This is a genomic window from Micromonospora yasonensis, from assembly GCF_026013475.1.
GTDB lineage: Bacteria > Actinomycetota > Actinomycetes > Mycobacteriales > Micromonosporaceae > Micromonospora > Micromonospora yasonensis.
On the sequence record NZ_JAPDPH010000056.1, the window covers coordinates 20608 to 35767 of the forward strand.

14 protein-coding genes and 2 pseudogenes are annotated in these 15160 nt (G+C 74.4%); 8 read left to right on the top strand and 8 right to left on the bottom strand.

Annotated features, from left to right (window positions below):
* Positions 1-77: 77 nt before the first annotated feature.
* Complete coding sequence (locus ONA70_RS14395; RefSeq protein ID WP_265006919.1) at positions 78-1124, top strand: LacI family DNA-binding transcriptional regulator; 1047 nt, start codon at positions 78-80, stop codon at positions 1122-1124.
* A 157-nt stretch (positions 1125-1281) separates the two neighbouring features.
* On the opposite strand, the gene ONA70_RS14400 is transcribed toward ONA70_RS14395, so the two are convergent.
* Positions 1282-2493, bottom strand: a complete 1212-nt coding sequence (locus tag ONA70_RS14400) for an acyl-CoA dehydrogenase family protein (protein WP_265006920.1) — start codon at positions 2491-2493, stop codon at positions 1282-1284.
* Positions 2493-3566 carry a phosphotransferase family protein gene (locus ONA70_RS14405; protein WP_265006921.1) on the bottom strand — a complete coding sequence of 358 codons (1074 nt, stop codon included), beginning with the start codon at positions 3564-3566 and terminating at the stop codon, positions 2493-2495. Before ONA70_RS14405 ends, ONA70_RS14400 begins: the two co-directional genes overlap by 1 nt.
* A 153-nt stretch (positions 3567-3719) precedes the next feature.
* Here ONA70_RS14405 and ONA70_RS14410 point away from each other — a divergent pair, with 153 nt between their 5' ends.
* Positions 3720-4418: an ACT domain-containing protein gene (locus ONA70_RS14410; protein ID WP_265006922.1), complete on the top strand. Its 699-nt coding sequence runs from the start codon at positions 3720-3722 to the stop codon at positions 4416-4418.
* Positions 4419-4498: 80 nt separating this feature from the next.
* Positions 4499-5584, top strand: coding sequence for a GNAT family N-acetyltransferase (locus ONA70_RS14415; protein ID WP_265006923.1), 1086 nt, complete (start codon positions 4499-4501; stop codon positions 5582-5584).
* A gap of 52 nt (positions 5585-5636) precedes the next feature.
* Here ONA70_RS14415 and ONA70_RS14420 read toward each other — a convergent pair whose 3' ends face one another.
* From ONA70_RS14420 to ONA70_RS14430, 3 genes are all read right to left on the bottom strand, one after another.
* On the bottom strand, positions 5637-7202 hold the full coding sequence (locus ONA70_RS14420) for an aldehyde dehydrogenase family protein (protein ID WP_265006924.1): 1566 nt from the start codon (positions 7200-7202) through the stop codon (positions 5637-5639).
* A gap of 348 nt (positions 7203-7550) precedes the next feature.
* The gene (locus ONA70_RS14425; protein WP_265006925.1) at positions 7551-8318 is read right to left on the bottom strand and encodes a hypothetical protein; all 768 of its coding nucleotides are present in this window, start codon (positions 8316-8318) and stop codon (positions 7551-7553) included.
* 272 nt (positions 8319-8590) lie between these two features.
* Positions 8591-9541 (bottom strand): hypothetical protein, encoded by a 951-nt coding sequence (locus ONA70_RS14430; RefSeq protein WP_319957175.1) that lies wholly within the window; start codon positions 9539-9541, stop codon positions 8591-8593.
* 122 nt (positions 9542-9663) lie between these two features.
* Between ONA70_RS14430 and ONA70_RS14435 the strand changes: the two genes are divergently transcribed.
* Together ONA70_RS14435 and ONA70_RS14440 are read left to right on the top strand one after the other, a co-directional pair.
* Positions 9664-10185, top strand: coding sequence for a DUF488 domain-containing protein (locus tag ONA70_RS14435; protein WP_265006926.1), 522 nt, complete (start codon positions 9664-9666; stop codon positions 10183-10185).
* A gap of 51 nt (positions 10186-10236) precedes the next feature.
* On the top strand, positions 10237-10764 hold the full coding sequence (locus ONA70_RS14440; RefSeq protein WP_265006927.1) for a GNAT family N-acetyltransferase: 528 nt from the start codon (positions 10237-10239) through the stop codon (positions 10762-10764).
* Position 10765: 1 nt separating this feature from the next.
* Here the strand turns inward: ONA70_RS14440 and ONA70_RS14445 are convergent, their stop codons facing one another.
* Genes ONA70_RS14445 through bioB form a run of 3 tightly spaced genes read right to left on the bottom strand, consistent with a single transcriptional unit; the run spans position 10766 to position 12469 of the window.
* Complete coding sequence (locus tag ONA70_RS14445; RefSeq protein ID WP_265006928.1) at positions 10766-11272, bottom strand: GNAT family N-acetyltransferase; 507 nt, start codon at positions 11270-11272, stop codon at positions 10766-10768.
* A gap of 2 nt (positions 11273-11274) precedes the next feature.
* Positions 11275-11466, bottom strand: coding sequence for a biotin synthase auxiliary protein BsaP (bsaP, locus tag ONA70_RS14450; protein WP_319957179.1), 192 nt, complete (start codon positions 11464-11466; stop codon positions 11275-11277).
* 7 nt (positions 11467-11473) lie between these two features.
* Entirely contained in the window at positions 11474-12469 is a 996-nt protein-coding gene (bioB, locus tag ONA70_RS14455) for a biotin synthase BioB (protein ID WP_265006930.1), read from the bottom strand.
* A 187-nt stretch (positions 12470-12656) separates the two neighbouring features.
* On the opposite strand from bioB, the pseudogene ONA70_RS14460 reads away from it, so the two are divergent.
* The 3 genes and pseudogenes from ONA70_RS14460 to ONA70_RS14470 all read left to right on the top strand — a co-directional run.
* A pseudogene (locus ONA70_RS14460) lies at positions 12657-13790 on the top strand (8-amino-7-oxononanoate synthase); the annotation flags it as partial.
* Between the two features lie 110 nt (positions 13791-13900).
* On the top strand, positions 13901-14629 hold the full coding sequence (bioD, locus tag ONA70_RS14465) for a dethiobiotin synthase (RefSeq protein ID WP_265006931.1): 729 nt from the start codon (positions 13901-13903) through the stop codon (positions 14627-14629).
* A 57-nt stretch (positions 14630-14686) separates the two neighbouring features.
* A pseudogene (locus tag ONA70_RS14470) lies at positions 14687-15160 on the top strand (two-component sensor histidine kinase); the annotation flags it as partial.

Sequence of the window (15160 nt, forward strand, 5' to 3'; positions counted from 1 at the left end):
GGGCCAGCCAGTAACGGGCGGCCCGGCGCCGACGCCTCCACAGGTGCCGGGCCCGCCCGACGTCGGAGGAGCAGAGGATGACAACGCAGCGCACGCGGTCGCTCGGGCGCCCGACCCTCGACGCGGTCGCCGCCCGCGCCGGCGTGGGCCGCGGCACGGTCTCCCGCGTGGTCAACGGCTCGCCCCAGGTCAGCCCCGAGGCCCGGGCCGCCGTCCAGCAGGCGATCGCCGAGCTGGGGTACGTGCCCAACCGCGCCGCCCGGGCGTTGGTGACCCAGCGGACCGACTCGGTGGCCCTGGTGGTTTCCGAGTCGGGGGATCGGGTCTTCACCGAGCCCTTCTTCGCCGGCATCGTCCGGGGCGTCAGCTCGGCGCTGCTGGAGACCCCGATGCAGCTCTGGCTCGCCATGGCGCAGTCCCAGATCGAGCGGGAACGGGTCGAGCACCACCTGACCAACCAGCACGTGGACGGGGTCCTGCTGCTCTCGCTGCACGACGCCGACCCGCTGCCCACCCTGCTGGAGGAGCGCGGCCTGCCCACCGTGCTCGGCGGCCGGCCGGCCCGGATGCTGCACCCGAACGCCCAGCCGGCCTGGTTCGTGGACGTGGACAACGTCGGCGGCGCCCGGCAGGCGGTGGAGCACCTGTTCGCCCGTGGGCGGCGGCGGATCGCCACCATCGCCGGCACCCAGGACATGGGCGCCGGCCTGGCCCGGTTGACCGGCTACCAGGAGGCCGTCCGCGCCGCGGGCGGCAGCGTCAACCCGGACCTGATCGCGTACGGAGACTTCAGCGAGGGCAGCGGCACCGCCTGCATGCGGCGGCTGCTGGAGGTCTGCCCCGACCTCGACGCGGTGTTCGTCGCCTCCGACCTGATGGCCTTCGGGGCCCTGCGCGCGCTGCGCGAGGCCGGCCGCCGGGTGCCCGAGGACGTGGCGGTGATCGGCTTCGACGACGCCCCGATCGCCCGCCAGGCCGAGCCGCCGCTCACCACGGTCTTCCAGCCGGTGGAGGAGATGGGCCGGCAGATGGCGCGCCTGCTGGTCTCCCGGATCCGGGGCGAGGAACTTCCGTCCCCGCACGTCCTCCTGGACACCAAGCTCATCCACCGCGCCTCCGCCTGATCCCGGCGCACGGTCGGCGCGGTCGCGGGCGCAGTGGCCGCACGACGGTGGCCATCCTGGTCGGGGCGCTTTCGAGCTGAGTCGCTTGTGATATCAACCGGCCCTACGCTGCTAAGCCGTGGCCTTCCGCCCGGCCAGCGGGCCGAGCCGAGCGGGGTCAGGACCAGCGGCGGAGTTCCCGCTTGGCGAGAGACGCCTTGTGCACCTCGTCGGGGCCGTCGGCGAGGCGGAGGGTACGGGCCTGGGCCCAGAGGGCGGCCAACGGAGTGTCCTGGCTGACGCCGGCGCCGCCGTACCCCTGGATGGCCTTGTCGATCACCCACTCGGCCATCGCCGGGGTGGCGATCTTGATGGCCTGGATCTCGGTGTGCGCGCCCTTGTTGCCGACGGTGTCCATCAGCCAGGCGGTCTTCAACACCAGCAGCCGGGCCTGCTCGATCCGGACCCGGGACTCGGCGATCCACTCCCGGACCACGCCCTGCTCGGCGAGGCGGCGGCCGAAGGCCACCCGGTCCAGGGCCCGCCGGCAGAGCAGCTCGAGGGCCCGTTCGGCCATGCCGATCAGCCGCATGCAGTGGTGGATCCGCCCGGGGCCGAGCCGGGCCTGGGCGATCGCGAAGCCGGCCCCCTCGGCGCCGACCAGATTCTCCGCCGGCACCCGGACGTCGGTGAAGTCGATCTCCGCGTGCCCGCCGTGCGGGGCGTCGCGGTAGCCGAAGACGGTCATGCCGCGGCGGACCGTCACGCCGGGGGTGTCCCGGGGGACCAGGATCATGCTCTGCTGGCGGTGCCGCTCGGCGTCCGGGTCGGTCTTGCCCATCACGATGAAGATCTCGCAGCGCGGGTCCATCGCCCCGGACGACCACCACTTGCGGCCGTTGATGACGTACGAGTCGCCGTCGCGGGTGATCCGGGTGGCGATGTTGGTGGCGTCGGAGGAGGCCACCTCCGGCTCGGTCATGCAGAAGGCGGAGCGGATCTCCCCCGCCAGCAGTGGCTCGAGCCAGCGATCCCGCTGCGCCGCGGAGCCGAACTCGGCGAGCAGTTCCATGTTGCCGGTGTCCGGGGCGGCACAGTTCAGCGCCTCGGGGGCCAGGTGCGGGCTGCGCCCGGTCAGCTCGGCGAGCGGGGCGTACTGGAGGTTGGTCAGGCCGGCGCCGTACCGGGGGTCGGGGAGGAAGAGGTTCCAGAGGCTCCGGGCCCGGGCCTCGGCCTTCAACTCGTCCAGCACCGGCGGGCGGGCCCACGGGTCGCCGGCTGCGGCCACCTGCTCGGCGTGAATTGCCTCGGCCGGGTGGACGCACTCGGTGAGGAACGCCTCCAGCCGCTCGCGCAGCTCGACCGTGCGGGCGTCGTACGCGAAGTCCATCACTTCTCCCTGACCGTGTGCAGACCGTGCTCGACCAGCGGCGCCACCATCTCGCCGATCCGGTCGAAGCCCTCGCCGAGCGTCTGCCCGAGGGTGTGCCGGTAGTGGATCCCCTCGCAGATCACCGCGAGCTTGAAACAGCCGAGCGCCACGTGCCAGTGCAGCGGCCCGACGTCGACGTCGCTGCGGCCGGCGTATCGGTCGATCAGCTCGGCGCCGTTCGGAAAACCGGCGCGGGGGCCGATCCCGTCGGCCACCGGGTTGCCCTCGGCGAGGTCGCTGTCCCCGAGCACGCTCCAGTACGTGAGCAGCAGCCCGAGGTCGGCCAGGGGGTCGCCGAGGGTGGCCATCTCCCAGTCGAGCACCGCCCGGACGGCGACCGGGTCGACCACGGCGAGCAGGTTGTCCAGCCGGTAGTCGCCGTGCACGATCCGCCCGGCGTTCGCGCCCTCCGGCACACTGCCGGCGAGCGCGTCGCGCAACTCGTCGATGCCGGGTAGCGGGCGGCTCCGGGAGCGGTCCAGTTGGCCGGCCCAGCGGCGGACCTGCCGGGCCAGGTAGCCCTCCGGGCGGCCGAAGTCGGCCAGCCCGACCTCGGCCGGGTCGACCAGGTGCAGCGCGGCGAGGGTGTCCATCATCGCCATGGTTAGCTCGCGGCGCTGCCCGGCGGTGAGCGGGTCGGTCTGCGCGCGGCGCCGATAGACCACGCCGTCGACCTTCTCCATCAGGTAGAAGGGAGCGCCGATCACGTCGGAGTCGGCGCAGAGCAGCAGCGTGGCGGGTACCGGCACGTCGGTGGGGGCCAGCGCGGAGATCACCCGGTGTTCCCGGGCCATGTCGTGCGCGGTGGCCAGCACGTGCCCGAGCGGCGGCCGGCGCAGCACCACCTCGCGGTCGCCGGCGCGCAGCAGGTACGTCAGGTTGGACTTGCCCCCGACGATCAGCCGCGCCGACAGCGGTCCGGCCAACTCGGGCCGGTGCGCGGCCAGGTACGCGCCGAGCCGGTCGAGATCGAGCCCACGTGGGGCCGAACCGGGCGCGGGCTGCGCCGCGTTGACGGCCGGATCGGTCATCCGGTTAGTTGATTTCAGCTCAGCTTTCTTGTCAAGGTCGGTTTTCCCGGCGGGACATGGCACGGCAACAGGGGCGAAATGGTCAACCGGCAGGCTGGGGCCCAGCCTGCCGGCCGCCACGGCCGGCGCGCCGAGCGAGCGGAGGGATCAGACATGCTGCTGAGAGTTCGGGTGACGCTGCCGGACCGACCCGGCACGCTCGGCCAGGTGGCCCGCACACTCGGCGTCGCCGGCGCAGACATCGTCCAGGTGGTCGTGCTGGAGCGGCTCGGCGGGCGGGCGGTGGACGACTTCACCGTGGTGTGGCCGGGCGCGGCGCGGGTGGAGCGCCTGCTGGCCGGCCTGGCCGCGATCCCCGGCGTACGGGTGGACGGGGTGTGGCGGGCGATCGGCGCGCCGACCACCGGCGGCCAGGACGCCGAACTGCTCGCCCAGATCGCGGCGAACCCGACCGACGGGGTCGCCACCCTGGTCGACGCGGTGCCCGGGCTGCTCGCCGCGGACTGGGCGGTGGCCGCGGTCGTACCCCTGGACTGGGCCTCCGGCGGCGCGGGCGGGGCCACGGTCGGGCACGCCAGCTGGCGGGCCCCGGTCCCGCCCCGGCTGCCGGAGGTGACGCCGCTGCGGGCCCGGGCGATGACCAGCCCCGAGGGACACCACTACGCGGTCGCGCCGTTCGGCCGGGCCGGTCTGGTGCTGGTGGTGGCACGGGACCACAGGGAGCCGCTGGCCGCCGCCACGTTCCACTCGACGGAGGTGGACCGGCTGGCCCAGCTGGTCCGGGCCAGCGCGGTGATCCTCGGCGACCGGCTGGACCTGGTCGGCGCCCCGCCGGTGACCACCATCACCTGACCCGTCCCACCGTTTCACCAGTGGGCAACGGCCGCGCAACAGGCGGCCGGCAAGGTGGGGACCGGCGAAGGGAGCGAACCATGGCGCTGTGGCGGATCCGCGCCACCGTGGACGACCGGCCGGGCTACCTGTCGGTCCTCACGGCGAGCCTCGCGTTGCGCGGGGTCAACATCCTCACCGTGCAGGTGCACACCACCGAGGTGGGGGCCGTCGACGATTTCCTCGTCGACGCGCCCGACCAGCTCACCGAGGCCGATCTGCGGGCGGCCGTCGAACGGGGCCGGGGCCGGGACTGCTGGGTCGCGCGCAGCGAGGCGCGCGGACTGGCCGACCAGCCCACCCGGGTGCTCGGTCTGGCCACCCGGCTGGTCCGGGAGCCGGACGGCGCCGGCGAGGCGCTGCGTACCCTGCTCGGCGCCGACGAGGTGATCTGGCGGCCGACCCCGGCGACCCGGCTCGGCGGGGTGGGCGCCCGCACGATGGCGCTGGCCGACCCGTCCGGCGGCTCGTACGAGCTGCGCCGCCGGGAGCCCAGTTTCACCCCGGCCGAGTACGCGCGGGCCCAGGCGCTGGTCGAGCTGGCCGCGGCCGTCGCCCGCCGGGACGCCGACCGGGTCACCCTGGTGCTGCCGGACGCGGCGGAGGTGCTGGTCCGGCCGGCCACCGCCGCCGACGTGCCCGGTGTGGTGGAGCTGCACGAAGCCTGCTCGGCCCGGAGCCGGCAGCGGCGTTACCTCAGCGGCGCCGCCCTGCCGTCACCGGCCCGGCTGCGCCGGCTGCTGGAGCCGGCTCAGGGGCTCACCCTGGTCGCCGCGGCCGGTCCCGGCGGGGAGGCGGCATCGGTCGTGGCGCTGGCCAACCTCCTCGGCGAGGGGGACGAGGCGGAGGTGGCGCTGCTGGTCCGGGACGACTGGCAGCGGCGCGGGCTCGGTTCGGCGCTGCTGCGACGGCTGCTCGGGCACGCCGAGCGGGCCGGCTACGCCGCCGTGCTGCTGCACGTGCAGGCCGAGAACACGCCGATGCTGCGCGCCGTACGCCGGCTGGACCGGCCGACGTCGGTGGAGCGGGACGGCAGCGTGCTGAGCGTGACGGTGCCGCTGGTGGCCCGCCGGGTCGAGCCGCCTCGACCGGTCGACGCGGCCGTCCGGTCCCACTGGGCGCACTGACCCGACGGGCCGGTGGACAGGGCCCCGGTGCGGGGCCCTGTCCCCGCCCGGCTCAGGTCGCCGGGTAGCTGCTGTAGTCGGGGAAGTTGCCGTACAGCCGGCCGCCCCCGCCCACGGTGACCGCCTGCACCAGCAGGTCGCCGCCGACGAAGGCGCCCTTCCAGGAGGCGCCCCGGCCGCCGAACGGCTCCTCCCGGTCCCCCCGGGACCGGGGCTTGTTGATGCCCACCTTGAACGCCTGGAGGTCGACCGCGAGCTTGCCGGCCAGCTCCTCGTCGTCGCAGGCGAGGGAGGCGACCAGCGCGCCGTTGGAGGCGTTCATCTGGGCCAGCAGCTCGTCGGTGGTGTCCACCACGACGATCGTGTCGACCGGGCCGAACGGCTCGGCGTGCATCAGCCGGGACCGCCCGGGCGGGGCGAGCAGCACGGCCGGCGCCACGTACGCGGAGGTGTCCTGGCCATCGAGGAAGGGTGCGCCGTCGAGCTTGCCCCGGTGCAGCGGCACCGCGCCGCCGCGGACCGCCTCGTCGACCTTGCGGCGCAGCTCGTCGGCCTTGGCCGCGCTGATCAGCGGGCCGAAGTCCAGCTCGGGCAGCGGGTCGCCGGCCCGCCACGTCTCGTCCACCGCAAGTGGATGGCCGAAGCGGATCGAGCGCACCACCGGCAGGTACATGTCGAGAAACTCGTCGACCAGGTCCCGCTGGACCACGAACCGGGGGTACGCGGTGCACCGCTGCTTGCCGTACTCGAAGCCCTTCTTGAGATGTGCGGCGAGCAGGTCCCACTGGGAGAAGTTCCAGATGCCCCAGGCGTTGAGGCCCTCCTGCTCGATGAAGTGCCGCTTGTCGGAGTCGAGTAGCGCGGCGGCCACCTTGCCGCCGTTGGAGCGACCGCCGACGAACGCCACCGCGCCGATCTCCGGCGCGCGGACCAGGACCTCGGAGAGTTCCTCGCCGCTGCCGGAGACCAGGGTGGCGGGCAGCCCGGCGCGGCGCATCAGGGCGTGCGCGACGGTGAGGCAGACCGCGCCGCCCTGGGAGGGCGTCTTGGCGATGACCGCGTTGCCGGCGAGCAGCTGCACCAGCTCGGCGTGGACCAGCACACTCATCGGGTAGTTCCAGGAGGCGATGTTGCTGACCGGGCCGGGCAGCGGCTCCCGGCCGTCGGCGAGCATCCGGTCGATCTCCTGCACGTACCAGCGCACGCCGTCCAGGGCGCGGTCGACGTCGGCGCAGGCCAGCCGCCACGGCTTGCCGATCTCCCAGACCAGCAGCATGGCCAGCAGGTCGCGGTGGGCGGCGAGCGCGTCGAGCGCCTCGGTGACCCGGGCCTTGCGTTCGGCGAGTGGGGTCTGCGCCCAGTCCCGGTGGCTCGCGGTGGCGTGCGCGACGGCCGCGCGGGCCGCGTCGGCGTCGAGTCGGGCCAGGTTGACCAGGACGGTGTTGTCGACCGGGGTGCGTACCGGGATCGGCGTGCCGACCGCCCGCCACTCGCCCTGGACCAGGTTGTGCAGGGTGGCCGTGCCGTCGGGCGCGGCGTCGAAGGCCTCCGGCGCGGCGGCCACCGCGCGGGCGAGCGTTTCGGACCAGGAGGTGCCGTCGGCGAGTCTGAGAGCCATCGCGATCTCCTCAGGGTTGTCCGGGGAGCGGCGGCGTCGATGGCACCGCTGGTGTCGCGTACTGTCCCGCGCCGTCGGACGCGCGGGCAACCGTACGCTCGTATGCCAGGACACCCGGTCCACCGGTTGGCCCAGGTCGCGGCCATCCCGCACCGGCTCCGAGCTGGGGGTACGCGGATTTGTAATCGGAGATCATCGATGATGTGATCCGCGTCCGGCCCGCCTCGACCGGTTTGCCCGTCAGTACGGATCGAGCCGCCGGCCATGTCCGTACCGGGTGGTCCCCGCACACGCGGAACCGGCCGCCGGACGCGAGGTCCGACGGCCGGTTCCCGGGTGACGCGGAGGTCAGCTGGTGAAGGTGACCTTGTCCCGGCGACGACGCAGCGTCATCAGCACGACGCCGCCACCGATCAGGACGACGCCGGTGAGCGCGATGCTGGTCGCGGCTACACCGGTGAGCGGCAGGCCGCCCTCACCGCCGGCACCGCCACCCACCGAGGTGCTCGGCGAGACCGAGGTGCCGCCGGTGGGCGACTCCGAGGTGGACGGCGACTCCGAGGTCGACGGCGACTCGGACGCGGACGGCGACTCCGAGGCCGAGGGCGACTCGGACGGGGACGGCGACTCGGACGCCGACGGCGACGCCGACGGCGAGGGCGACTCCGTGCTGCCGGCGGCGCAGGTGTGGGTCAGGTTGAACCAGTCCTGCGGTACCTGCCCGTGGATGGTCGACTCGCCGCTCTCCAGCTTCCAGCCGGCCGGCGTCGCGAACCAGACCTTCTTGGTGCCGCTGTCGGTGGTGAAGTGACCCTCGTCGAGGGTCTTGAAGGCGTCGGCGGTGCCGTCGTTGTCGGTGTCCCAGCCGATCTTCACCGCGTCGACGCTCTCGACGTTGTTGCCCGGCCAGATGAACACCCAGATGTCCTGGCCAGCCTGCTGCTGCTCCGCGCCGGCGCACTTGCCGAAGCCCTTGTTGAACTCCCCGTTCGACGCCAGGATGTGCTTGCCGGCCTGGTGGAGAGTGGGGTTGGTGACGGCGGCCGACGCCCAAGCCGGGGTGGCGAGAGCGAGGCAGGCCGCGGCCGCGGACGCGGTCACGGCTGCGCGCGCCACGTGCCGACGCTGTGGCATGAGGAATCCTCCGAGATCGGGAGAGGTGACGGCACATGATCGCACGTCGGCACGGCACCGGCGACATCGGACGTTCGGCCTTAGCTGCGGCGACCTGGGGGCGGAAGCGGAAAGTCGGGCAAGATCAAGACCAATTGCGGCGCGTGTCGATGTAACGCCGATGGCGGCTCTGACGCTACGTCGGCCAGGTTTGAGCGGCGCGGCTCGTCTTCACAAACCGGTGACACCCGAACGGCAACTGCCCAAGATTTATGTCATCTGTGGACGCCAGCCGGCGGCCTGGAGGGCGCGGTGGAGGGCGGCGGCGACCTCGTCGGGGTGGGCGCGGACCAGCCAGGCGGGGAAGCGGAGGATCCGGTCTCCAGCCGTCCAGACGTCGTTCTGCCGGCGCATGTCGTCCGCCCAGTGCCGGACGTCCATGTGGTGTGCGCCGTCGACCTCCACGTGCAGCCGCCACTCGCGCCAGTACGCGTCCAGCCAGCGGGCGCGACCCGTCCCATCCGTCCGCGCTCCTGCAGGTCGGGGCGGGGCAGCCGGTGGCGCCGGCACAGCGCGAGGAAGTCCAGCTCGGACAGCGCCTCCGCGCCACCCGCGATGTCGGCCAGGGCCTGCCGGATCAGCCGTCGGCGTGGTGCCCGTGGCAGCCTCCGGAGCACCTCCACCATCTCGGCCGGTAGCATTCGACGCTGCTGGCAGGCGGCCGCCAGGGCCAGTTGGGCCCCTTCGGCGCTTCGGGCCCAGCTTGCGGCGTCCACCACGGACCGGGCGATGCTGGTCCGGGGTGGCCGGGCCAACTGGAGATGCTCCTCCGGCAGCACCCTCGTGCGGTGCACCACGACCCCGGGCATGTCGATCGGCAGTCGCCGCAGCATCATCCCGGCCCGCCGGTCCGCCGGCACCAGCACGTGCAGCGGCTCCCTCCGGAGGCCCCGCACGCCGGCCTCCGCCGCGGCGGTGGCGCCGGCCAGCACGGCCCGAGGGCCGGCGGCAAGTACGGCCACCCACAGCTGCTGGTCCCGGGTCAGTCGGCCGTTGCCGGTGAGCAGGATGCCGCGGCAGATGGACCGCCAGCGTCCGGAGCGGACCCGGCCGCGTACCGTGCCCTCGCTCAGCAGCCGGGTCGCCTGGGCGCTGGTCAGCACACCGGCCTGCTCGAACGCCAGCCATTCCAGGCCGTCCGCCTCGTCCCTCGGCACAACCACCATGCGCTCGACCATGCCTGCCACCCGGGACTCCCGCCGCCCCGTCCACAGGCCGACTTCCGATCTTGGAGAGATTCCGTTCGTAGCGAGCGGTACGTGTCCAAGATTCGGGGGAACCTGGGTGCGTGTTGGTGACGGTGGGGCACGGGGCGGCCGGCCGGGAGCCGCTGGGGGACCTACTGGCCGGCGCAGGGATCGCGCTCGTCGTGGACGTGCGGCGGTACCCGGCCAGCCGGAGCAATCCCGACGTCCGGCGTGAGGCCCTGGAGAGCTGGCTGCCGGAGCGGGGGATCGACTACCGCTGGGAGCGGCGCCTCGGCGGTCGCCGGCATGTGCGCGCCGGGGAACCGGAGCCGGACACCTGGTGGACGGTTGCCGCGTTCCGGGCGTACGCCGCGTACACCCGCACCGCCGACTTCGACGCGGCGCTGGACGAGGTGCTCGCCGACGCGGCTCGGCGGACCACGGCGGTGATGTGCAGCGAGAGCGTGTGGTGGCGCTGTCATCGGCGGCTGATCGCCGACGTCGCGGTGCTCGGGCGCGGGGTGGCGGTGTCGCACCTCATGCCGGATGGCCGGCTCAGCCCGCACCGGCCGGCCGAGGGGGCACGCCGCCTCCCGGACGGGCACCTGATCTGGGACGGCTGACCGGGGGGAACTCGGTGGCCGGCTTTCCGATCGCGGTACTAGCCTGCGCGCATGCTGGAACTGATCACCCCGACCACCCGGTTGCACCGGTCCTGGCTGGCCGCCCGCGACGACTGGGGGCCGGGCGTCCACCAGGACGGCAGCGGGCTGCACGCCACCGACGACGTGGATTCGCCGGAGGGCTTCGCGGAGTGGGTAGGGCGGCTGCGGGCCGGCGCGGACGAGTCCCGGCCGCTGCCCGAGGGCCGGGTGCCCGCGCTCTACTGGTGGATCGTCGAGGGCGACGAGGTGCTCGGCGCCATCTCGCTGCGGCTGCGGCTCACCGACTTCCTGCGGAACGCCGGCGGTCACATCGGCTACGGCGTCCGCCCCTCGGCCCGCCGCCGGGGCGTGGCGACCTTCGCCCTGGGCGCGGCGCTCGCCGAGGCGGCCCGGCGGGGCATCGACCCGGTCCTGGTCACCTGCGACGACGACAACACCGCCTCCGCGCGGACCATCGAGCGGCACGGCGGGGTGCTGGAGGACGTGCGGGACACCGAGCTGGGCCGGATCCGCCGCTACTGGATCAGTACCCGCTGAGTCAGTCGCGCAGGTCCTCGGCGAGCAGGTCCATCAGCAGGCCGTCGTGCCAGCGGCCGTCCGCGCCGCGCTCGTAGCGGCGCATGATGCCCACCGGGCGGAAGCCCACCTTCGCGTACGCCCGGATCGCCGGTGTGTTCGCCGCCGCCGGGTCGATGGTGAACCGGTGGTGGCCGTACTCGTCGATCAAATGCCGGACCATGGTGCGGATGGCGTCCCCGCCGAGCCCGGCCCCGCGTACCGCCGGGTCGAGGAAGATGTCCAGGCTGGCGTGGCGGTAGTCCGGGTCGGGCTCGGCGTACCACTGGATCGCGCCGACCAACCGGCCCTCGTGCTCGATGGCGTACACGCTCAGCTCGTCGTCGGCCAGGTCGGCGCGGACCGCCGCGGCCAGGTCGTCGTCGCCGCGCCACCAGCGACGGACCTCCGGCGTGGCCCGGATGGCCGCGAGGGCGGGCACGTCGTCGTCCGTCGCCGGTCGCAGGGTCACCGCCCGCCCCCGCAGCACGGTCAGCCCCGGATCTCGCCGTGCTCGACACAGACCGCCGACCAGCCGGCCGGCACCACCTGCACCTTCATCCGGCGGCGGCAGTGCGCGCAGTAGCGCGGCGGCTCCAGCGCCCGGGCCGCCGCGCACGGCTCGTGCCCGCCGGCCGCCGCCTGCTCACCGCAGCGGTCGCACCACAGCTCGGTCACCGTCATCCTTGCCTCACAGGGTCGCGGACAGCGCCTTGACCGGCATCTTCAGGTCGTCGAGGAGCTTCAGGTCGTCGGTCGCCGGCCGGCCCAGGGTGGTCAGGTAGTTGCCGACGATGACGGCGTTGATGCCACCCAGCAGGCCGTCCCGGGTGCCCAGGTCGCCGAGGGTGATCTCCCGGCCGCCCGCGTACCGGAGGATGGTGCGCGGCATGGCCAGCCGGAACGCGGCGACGGCCCGCAGCGCGTCCTTGCCCTCGACCACCGGCCGGTCGCCGAGCGGGGTGCCCGGACGCGGGTTGAGGAAGTTCAGCGGGACCTCGTGCGGGTCCAGCTCGGCGAGCTGCGCGGCGAACTCGGCGCGCTGCTCGACCGACTCGCCCAGGCCGAGGATGCCGCCGCAGCAGACCTCCATGCCCGACTCGCGGACCATCTTCAAGGTCTCCCAGCGCTCCTCCCAGGAGTGCGTGGTGACCACGTTCGGGAAGTAGGAGCGGCAGGTCTCCAGGTTGTGGTTGTAGCGGTGCACACCCATCTCGACCAGCTCGTCGACCTGCTCCTGGGTGAGCATGCCCAGCGACGCCGCGACCTGGATGTCCACCTCCGCCTTGATGGCGGCGACACCCTCGCGCATCTGCTTCATCAGCCGGGCGTCCGGGCCGCGCACGGCGGCCACGATGCAGAACTCGGTCGCCCCGGTCGCCGCGGTCTGCTTGGCGGCCTCGACCAGCGCGCGGATGTCCAGCCAGACGGAACGGACCGGCGAGGTGAACAGGCCGGACTGGGAGCAGAAGTGGCAGTCCTCCGGGCAGCCGCCGGTCTTCAGCGAGACGATGCCCTCGACCTCGACCTCCGGGCCGCACCAGCGCATCCGCACCTCGTGGGCGAGCTGGAGGGCGGCGGGCAGGTGCTCGTCGGGCAGGTTCAGCACGGCGAGGACACCGGCCTCGTCGAGGCCGACGCCGTTCTCCAGCACCTGGGTCCGGGCCTGGTCGAGGATCTCTGGCATGGCTCGTACCCTACAAGCCCCCTCGGACGGCGGGAATGGCCGCGTACCGCGGCTCGAGCCGGCCTCGAACGGGACTCGACCAGCCCCGGCGAGCCGGACCGCGCCACGCCGGGGCCGCCCGCCCGGGTGGTAACTTCGCCCGGCGGAAGCGCCCGAGGGCGACGTGTCGGCGGGAAGGGACGTGACGGTGGCGGACTGGCTGGCGGCGCTGGACCGCCGCGCCGCGCTGCGGGCGAAGGCGGGGCTCACCCGCACGCTGCGCCCGCGTACCGCCGGCGACACCGTGGTCGACCTGGCCGGCAACGACTATCTCGGCCTGGCCACCCACCCGGAGGTCACCGCCGCCGCCGCCCGGGCGCTGGCCGCGTACGGGCTGGGGGCGACCGGGTCGCGGCTGGTGCGCGGCTCCACCGACGCGCACCACCTGCTGGAGGACGCCCTCGCGGACTGGCTCGGCACCGATCGGGCGCTGGTCTTCTCCTCCGGCTACCTGGCCAACCTGGCCGCCGTCCGGGGCCTGGTGCAGCCGCGTACGCTGCTCGTCTCCGACGCCCACAACCACGCCTCGTTGATCGACGGTTGCCGGATCTCCGGCGCCGAGACGGTGGTGACCCCGCACGCCGACGTGGCCGCGGTGGCCGCCGCGCTGGCCGCCGCGCCCGGTCGGCCCGCGGTGGTGGTCACCGAGTCGGTCTTCTCCGTCGACGGCGACCTCGCCCCGCTGGCCGAGCTGCACGCGGTGGCCCGCCGGTACGGGGCGTTGCTGCTGGTCGACGACGCGCACGCGCTCGGCGTCACCGGCCCGGAGGGCGCGGGTGGGGTGGCCGCCGCCGGGTTGGCCGGCGAGCCGGACGTGGTGGTCACCGCCACGCTCTCCAAGGCGCTCGGCGGCGCCGGCGGCGTGGTGGCCGGCCCGGGCGAGTTCGTCCGGCATCTAGTGGAGACCGGGCGGACGTTCATCTTCGACACCGCCCCGCCCCCCGCGGTGGCGGCCGGCGTGCTGGCCGCGGTGCGGCTGGCCCGGGCCGGTGACGCGCTGCGCGCCGAGTTGGCCGAGCGGGCCGCCCGCGCGGTCGGTCGGCTCGGTGCGGCCGGGCTGGCGGTCTCCGCCCCCGACGCGGCGGTGGTCTCGGTGACCGCCCCGGGCCCGGAGGCGGCGACCGGCTGGGCGGCCGACTGCCGGGAGCGTGGCGTCGCGGTGGGCTGCTTCCGGCCGCCGTCCACCCCGGACAGCCGTTCCCGGCTCCGGCTGACCATCAGTGCCGGGGTCGCTCGCGCGGACTTCGAACGGGCCCTGGACGTCATCGTGGCGTGCGCACCCGTGAGCGCGAGGACGCGCATTCCGGGGCGGCTCGCGTGGGACGCGGCCGGGCCGGAATGCGCGCATGAGCCGGGTTTGCGAGCCCCGCAGTCGCGAACGAAGGAGGGCTCATGACAGGTGGCTGGACCGGGCCGGTGCTGGTGACCGGTACGGACACCGAGGTGGGCAAGACCGTGGTGACGGCGGCGATCGCGGCGGCGGCGCAGGCGGCCGGGCTGCGGGTCGCGGTGGTCAAGCCCGGCCAGACCGGTACGGCCACCGGCGACCCCGGCGACGTCGACTCGGTGACCAGGCTGGCCGCCCCGTTCACCGGCCGGACCCTGGCCAGCTACCCGGACCCGCTCGCCCCGCTCGCCGCGGCCCGGGTGGCCGAGCTGGAGCCGCTGGAGCTCTACACCGCCGTCGACGCGATCCGCGAGGAGACCGACAAGCACGACCTGGTGCTCGTCGAGGGGGCCGGCGGGCTGCTCGTACCGATGGGGTTGCGGCCGTCGGGCGAGCCCTGGACGGTGGCCGACCTGGCGGTGTCACTGGGTGCGCCAGCCGTGGTGGTGGCCCGGGCCGGCCTGGGCACGCTCAACCACACCGCGCTCACCCTGGAGGCCCTGGAACGCCGGGCGATCCCGGCCGGCGTGGTGATCGGCGCCTGGCCGGCCGAGCCGGAGCTGGTGCACTGGCTCAACCTGTCCGACCTGGTGCCGAACCTGCTCGGCGCGGTGCCGATGGGCGCCGGCACGATGGATCCGGGGGTGTTCCGCCGCTCCGCCCCCGGCTGGCTCACCCCGGCCCTGTACGGCGTGCTGGACGACTGGCGGGCCTGGGCCGACGACGTCAGCTGAGCCCACCTGACTTTCGTCGGTGTCCGGCCCCGGGCCGCCGTCGGTAGCGTGGCCGCCGTGGCATCCGACGACCCGCCGACGGACCGGCGACGGCTCGGCGACCTGCTGCTCTGGGCCGCCGTCTCCGCGCCGGTGGCGTACGCCGGGCTCACCCCACCCTGGCCGCGGTACGCGGTGCCGCTGCTGGTCGGGTCGCTGGCGCTGCTCGCCCTCGCGGTGGCGGTCGGCCGCCGGCTGCCCCTCGCGGCGCTGGTGGCGGTGGTGCTCGGCTCGCTGCTGGACGGCAACTTCGTCTTCGCCATTCCGGTGTTCAGCTACCTCGCCGGTCGGCGCAGCGCCGGCGCCGGCCGGGTCGCCGTCGTCTTCGGCGTGATCGCGGTCGCCGGGACCGCGCTCAACCTCGGCCTGCTCGGCACCGGGCCGGCGACCTGGTTCCTGCTCGCCTCGGTGCTGCTCTTCGCCGGGGTGTTCCCCTGGCTGCTCGGCCGGCTCCGCCGCCAGCAGCGGGCCCTCGCCGAAGCCGGGCGGCGG